General features: G+C 64.3%; 6 protein-coding genes and 1 tRNA gene. 2 read left to right on the top strand and 5 right to left on the bottom strand.

Features of this window, described 5'->3' with window-relative positions:
- Both WBQ44_RS22050 and WBQ44_RS22045 read right to left on the bottom strand, forming a co-directional pair.
- A partial coding sequence (locus WBQ44_RS22050; protein WP_495568796.1) for a hypothetical protein occupies positions 1–772 on the bottom strand: 772 nt, incomplete at its 3' end.
- A gap of 107 nt (positions 773–879) precedes the next feature.
- A complete protein-coding gene (locus WBQ44_RS22045; protein WP_495568795.1) occupies positions 880–2,328 on the bottom strand; it encodes a CYTH and CHAD domain-containing protein in 1,449 nt (482 codons plus the stop codon).
- Positions 2,329–2,357: 29 nt separating this feature from the next.
- Between WBQ44_RS22045 and WBQ44_RS22040 the strand changes: the two genes are divergently transcribed.
- Positions 2,358–2,645, top strand: coding sequence for a hypothetical protein (locus tag WBQ44_RS22040; protein WP_495568794.1), 288 nt, complete (start codon positions 2,358–2,360; stop codon positions 2,643–2,645).
- 19 nt (positions 2,646–2,664) lie between these two features.
- On the opposite strand, the gene WBQ44_RS22035 is transcribed toward WBQ44_RS22040, so the two are convergent.
- The 3 genes from WBQ44_RS22035 to dcd form a co-directional block, all read right to left on the bottom strand.
- A complete protein-coding gene (locus WBQ44_RS22035; RefSeq protein ID WP_495568793.1) occupies positions 2,665–2,829 on the bottom strand; it encodes a hypothetical protein in 165 nt (54 codons plus the stop codon).
- A 236-nt stretch (positions 2,830–3,065) separates the two neighbouring features.
- Positions 3,066–3,425 carry a hypothetical protein gene (locus tag WBQ44_RS22030; RefSeq protein ID WP_495568792.1) on the bottom strand — a complete coding sequence of 120 codons (360 nt, stop codon included), beginning with the start codon at positions 3,423–3,425 and terminating at the stop codon, positions 3,066–3,068.
- Positions 3,426–3,531: 106 nt separating this feature from the next.
- On the bottom strand, positions 3,532–4,110 hold the full coding sequence (dcd, locus tag WBQ44_RS22025) for a dCTP deaminase (RefSeq protein ID WP_495568791.1): 579 nt from the start codon (positions 4,108–4,110) through the stop codon (positions 3,532–3,534).
- A gap of 128 nt (positions 4,111–4,238) precedes the next feature.
- On the opposite strand from dcd, the gene WBQ44_RS22020 reads away from it, so the two are divergent.
- A tRNA-Gly gene (locus WBQ44_RS22020) sits at positions 4,239–4,312 on the top strand.
- Positions 4,313–4,563: the final 251 nt, after the last annotated feature.

Genomic DNA, 4,563 nt, shown 5'->3' with positions numbered 1-4,563 from the left:
GGGTAGCGGTGGTGGTGGTCGGACTGTTCCGCGGTGCAGAACCGGACGGCACCGGCGCAACGATCTGCGGAACCTCGACCGGGACCGGAAGAGTATCGGGACCAGGAACAGTGTCGGGACCAGGAACAGTGTCGGGGCCGGGGCCGGGCAGTTCCGGCGCCGGCGGCAGTGCGGACGGCGTATCCGTCGGCACGGGAGGGAACGTCGACGAAAGTGAAGGTGAGCTGGGCGCGGGCGTCGGGTAGACCACCTCGGAGGGGATGCCGGTTTCGGCGGCGCTGTTGGGCTCAGCCGTCATGGCCCATGCGGTGACGCCACCGAGGGCGGCCAGGACACACGCTCCGACCGCGGCGACCGGCCACAACCCGCGGCGGTGTTCGGCGGACTTCGGCGTCGCGGCGACAACTGCGTCGAGGTGGCCGACGAGCAGTGCCGCACCCACGTCGGGGGTGAAGGCGTCCGACAATCGCTCGTCGAAGATGTCGAGAACGGGCAACGGTTCCATGTCCGCGTCGGCCAGCGCGGCGACGACCAGTTCGCGCTGCACGGCGTTCTCGCACACGATTGCGGCGCCCTCGACATCCAGATCGTTCTGCATCGCCTGAACACGCATGAATCCGATTGCCGTGGCCACCGCTCCGCCGATTCCGCCCGGCGCGTCCGCGACCATGACGGTTCGCCCGGCGATGGGGCCGAGTTGCGGCAGCGTCGTTTCCACCAACGACGCGGTGACCTCGTACGTGCTGACATGCACGCCCAGTGCAATACGCATGCCGCCCGTACCCCCTTGCCGTCGCGATACCGACGGGCCGGAGAACCCGGGCAATCAGTCGGTTTGTTCGGCGATGACACTACCCGGGCCAGGTACGGGCGGCGCAATCAGTTGTTCGAATTGTTTATTTCGTCCCGCGAAACCTTCGCAGCCTGGATTTCCTGCGCATAGAGAAGGCCGAAGGTGAAGCCGTTTTCCCCTGCTGTGACTCCCGCCTTCCGGCCGAGTTCCAGGATGGTCTGGGCCGCGACGACGGCATCCTGGTGCTCACCGAGAATTTCCTGAACGTTCTTGAAACGCTCTATTCGCGCCTTCGACTCCTTCTTACCAACGATGGGCTTGACCAGCTCGGCCGCGTACCGCGCACGTTTACCAGCCTTACGGGCGCGATGCAGGGTCTCGTCGTCGCCGCTGTCGATTGCCGACGCGATCCGCTTGGCGACCTTCTTTCCGGCCCCTCGCGCCAGCTTGTCCAGGTCATCGCCGGTTATGGTCGACGCGGCGTCCGCGAGCGGAATTTCCCGTGACCATGCCGCTAGATCGGCGAGCAGCGCGCGGTAGCGGTCTCCGTCGATCTCCTTCGCTACGACCTCCCTGTACCGGATCTGCTCGGCGAGGAGGTCGTTTTCGATACGGGCAGCGACGGGCCCCAAAACAAGATGCTCGGGCAGGACGTTCAACGACTCGGCGAACCGGGCGCGCTGCACCTGCCGATCCCGAACCTCACCCAGTAGCCCTGCATACCAGGACAATTCGGTCTCCAGCAACGTAGCGCGGTGATCGTCGAACACGTCGGCGAACACACGCAGCGTGCTTCGATATCGCCGAATGGCAACCCGCGTCGAGTGAATGGGGTCCATTCCGCGGCGCAGGTACACGTCGCCCGCGAAGATTGCCTGCGTCTGACTTTCCAGATAGTCGGCGACGACACCGACGGCACCGACATGGACAGGCACGTCCGACGAGCGAAGGGCACGATGCAATTTCGACGGGTGCTCGCTGTGCGTGGCCCCGGCCGACTTCAGTACCTTGCCGACCTGCTTCAGTACCGCCTCCGACCCGGCCGGACCGAGTTCGACCTCGAATTCGCGCCATCCGTGACCGTCCGCGCCCGCAAGGTCGACCGTAACGGTGTCGTCGGCGAGTTCGGCGACGACGGTGCCGTCCCGATCGATCAACGCATGGATGCGTCGCAACGAAGTCAGGGTCGCGACGGGAGTCAACGCCTTGCCGAGCGCAGCGCCGACGAGCACCTCGGCCAGTTCTGCTGGAACGACGGAGTCCTCGCCCGCGCCGAGAGGAAGCCGAATCTCGGTGCGCGCCTTGTCCGCAGGCACCTTGGCATGCCAGCCGGTGTCGGTGTCACCGCGTCGGCGACGGAGTGTGATGCCGCGCCTGAGGAGGTCGAGATCGTCGGTGTCGTAGTAACTGCTGACGAGCTGGACTTCCGACACCTCGGCCGATCCACCCTCCGGGACCACTTGGTCCAGAGACGGCAGAACGACCCCGCGATCCACGTCGAATTTGTCCTCACGTTCGGTCTGAATGGAAGCCATAAGGCCAGTTTGCCGGAAGGAGGTGAACAATGACGCCTTTCGCTACCCCGCCCGGCGCAGGCTTCGCAGATGTCGTGATGGACGCGGGCCGCGTCGTAGTCGCGGAGTTGGTCGTGGAGTTGGGCGTGGTGGCGGCGGGCGCGGAAGTGGTCGAGGTGCGCGTCGGCTCCGGCTCTCGAGGTGTTTCCTTCGTTGTGAGATCGGGCAGCGAGGAAGGCGCGTTCGAGGGGCGTCGACGATCGGCGGTTGTCTCCGGTTGGTCCACAACCGCCGGTTCCGACGTCTGGGCAATGACGCCGAGGTTGTCTGGAGGGTAGCGGGACTTCCCGAGCCGCATCAGGCGTCGCAACGAGGTGTCACTGTGCCGATCTGCATGTTCGCGCCACCGCCGACGGCGTACAGCGCGTCCACACGCGGGCTCTGGTCGATCATCGATGCGGCCATCGAGACGGCGTCGTAGACGTTCTCGCGAATCAACGAGTCGAACTCGGACCGATGCATCCGGGCACTTCCGGAAACGAAGGGCCCGTGCAGCTCTACCGCGGTGACCTTCGACAACTGCTCTTTCGCCGCGCAGACGGAGTCGATCAGGCGGATGTCATCCGGTGCGTCTGATACTGCCCGCGCGTCGCCCAGGAGGTTGGCCGTCAGCGCGGCGTCGCAGCCGTCGCCGGAGAGGGCGGCGCTGCGCCGGGAGGCAAGTACCCGGCCGGACTACCGGTCGACGACGGACATCGTCACGCCGCCCGCACGAGGTCGAACAGCGCAATCGTCTCTTCACCGGCGATGTCGCCGGCCTCCTGTAACGCACCGATCTGCGCGCCGAGGTCGGACATCAAGGCAAGGCCGTCGGCATGTTCGACGCCGTACGCTTCGACCGGGTTCTTGTCGCGTAGCGCCAGCACCGGCGGGGTGTGGACCACCTTGTTGGCCCTGGCCATGCGGTGCACGGTCCAGGTGACCGAACCCCACGGGTCGTCGCTGTGTTCGGGCAACGGTTCGAACAACTCGGTGCTGTGCGGAGGATTTGCGGACAGGTCGGTCGAGACTGCGCGAATGCCGCTCACACCGAGCGATGCGCCGATTACGGCAATCATCGGAAACCTCGCTTCGGTAAGCCCCAACCCACGTCGGCAAAGGGTCAGCTTACCGCCGAAACGGGTAGATACCAGTTTTGAAGCCCGAAAAAAGACTCGACGATGGTCAGTCGACGGGCGACTGGACGAAGTTCAGGTAGGCCTTCGACGGCGTCGGACCCCGTTGGCCCTGATACTTCGACCCCACCTGAGCACTTCCGTACGGATGCTCCGACGGGCTCGACAGCCGGAACAGGCACAGCTGCCCGATTTTCATCCCCGGCCACAGCGTGATCGGCAGGTTCGCCACATTCGACAGCTCCAACGTGATGTGGCCACTGAATCCGGGGTCGATGAAGCCCGCCGTGGAATGCGTCAGAAGCCCGAGCCGACCGAGCGAACTCTTCCCCTCGAGCCTGCCCGCGAGATAGTCGGGCAGCGTTGTCAGCTCGAGCGTGGAACCGAGCACGAACTCACCCGGATGCAGAACGAACGGCTCACCCTCGACGGGCTCGACCAGACTCGTCAACTCGTCTTGCTGCTTCGCCGGGTCGATGTGGGTGTACCGCGTGTTGTTGAAGACGCGGAACATCTTATCGAGGCGGACGTCCACACTCGACGGCTGAACCATCGACGCGTCGAACGGATCGATGCCGAGGTTGCCGGCGGACACTTCGGCGCGGATGTCGCGGTCGGAAAGCAGCACAGCGGAAGGTTAACGCGCACCAGCGTCGACCGCGCCGCTGGGCTTGGTGCCATAGGCTCCGATACATCGAATCCCGGGCAACGACCTCCTGCTAGAGTGATCCGGCGCGGCCCTCGCAGGGCTGCCCGGCCGGTGTAGTTCATTGGTAGAATGCGACCTTCCCAAGGTTGAGAGGCGGGTTCGATTCCCGTCACCGGCTCCAACGACGGCATGGTCTTCGAGCGCCGCCGTGCTTTCTGGAAACAAACCGAAATCCCGCGATCTGGCTCGAAGCCGAAATGGCGACCGTAAAGATTTGGATGGACTGCGACGGTCGAACGTATTTTTATTTGTCTTTCACATCGGCATCCATAGCAACGGTAACTTCGTGCTAGAACACCCTCATGCTTTTGTTTTCCCTGAACAATTGACATGACAGGAATAGCGTATGAAATGGATTGCTCTGGCAATGGC

This window comes from Rhodococcus sp. (in: high G+C Gram-positive bacteria) (genome assembly GCF_049591685.1).
Lineage (GTDB): Bacteria > Actinomycetota > Actinomycetes > Mycobacteriales > Mycobacteriaceae > Rhodococcoides.
Note: the sequence above shows the minus strand (reverse complement) of the source record. Positions and strands in the feature narration are given on the sequence as shown.

Excerpts from the sequence above, each read along its gene's own strand:
- WBQ44_RS22045 (WP_495568795.1), bottom strand. The coding sequence starts at position 2,328 with ATGGCTTCCATTCAGACCGAACGTGAGGACAAATTCGACGTGGATCGC.
- WBQ44_RS22040 (WP_495568794.1), top strand. The coding sequence starts at position 2,358 with ATGACGCCTTTCGCTACCCCGCCCGGCGCAGGCTTCGCAGATGTCGTG.
- WBQ44_RS22035 (WP_495568793.1), bottom strand. The coding sequence starts at position 2,829 with ATGCATCGGTCCGAGTTCGACTCGTTGATTCGCGAGAACGTCTACGAC.
- WBQ44_RS22030 (WP_495568792.1), bottom strand. The coding sequence starts at position 3,425 with ATGATTGCCGTAATCGGCGCATCGCTCGGTGTGAGCGGCATTCGCGCA.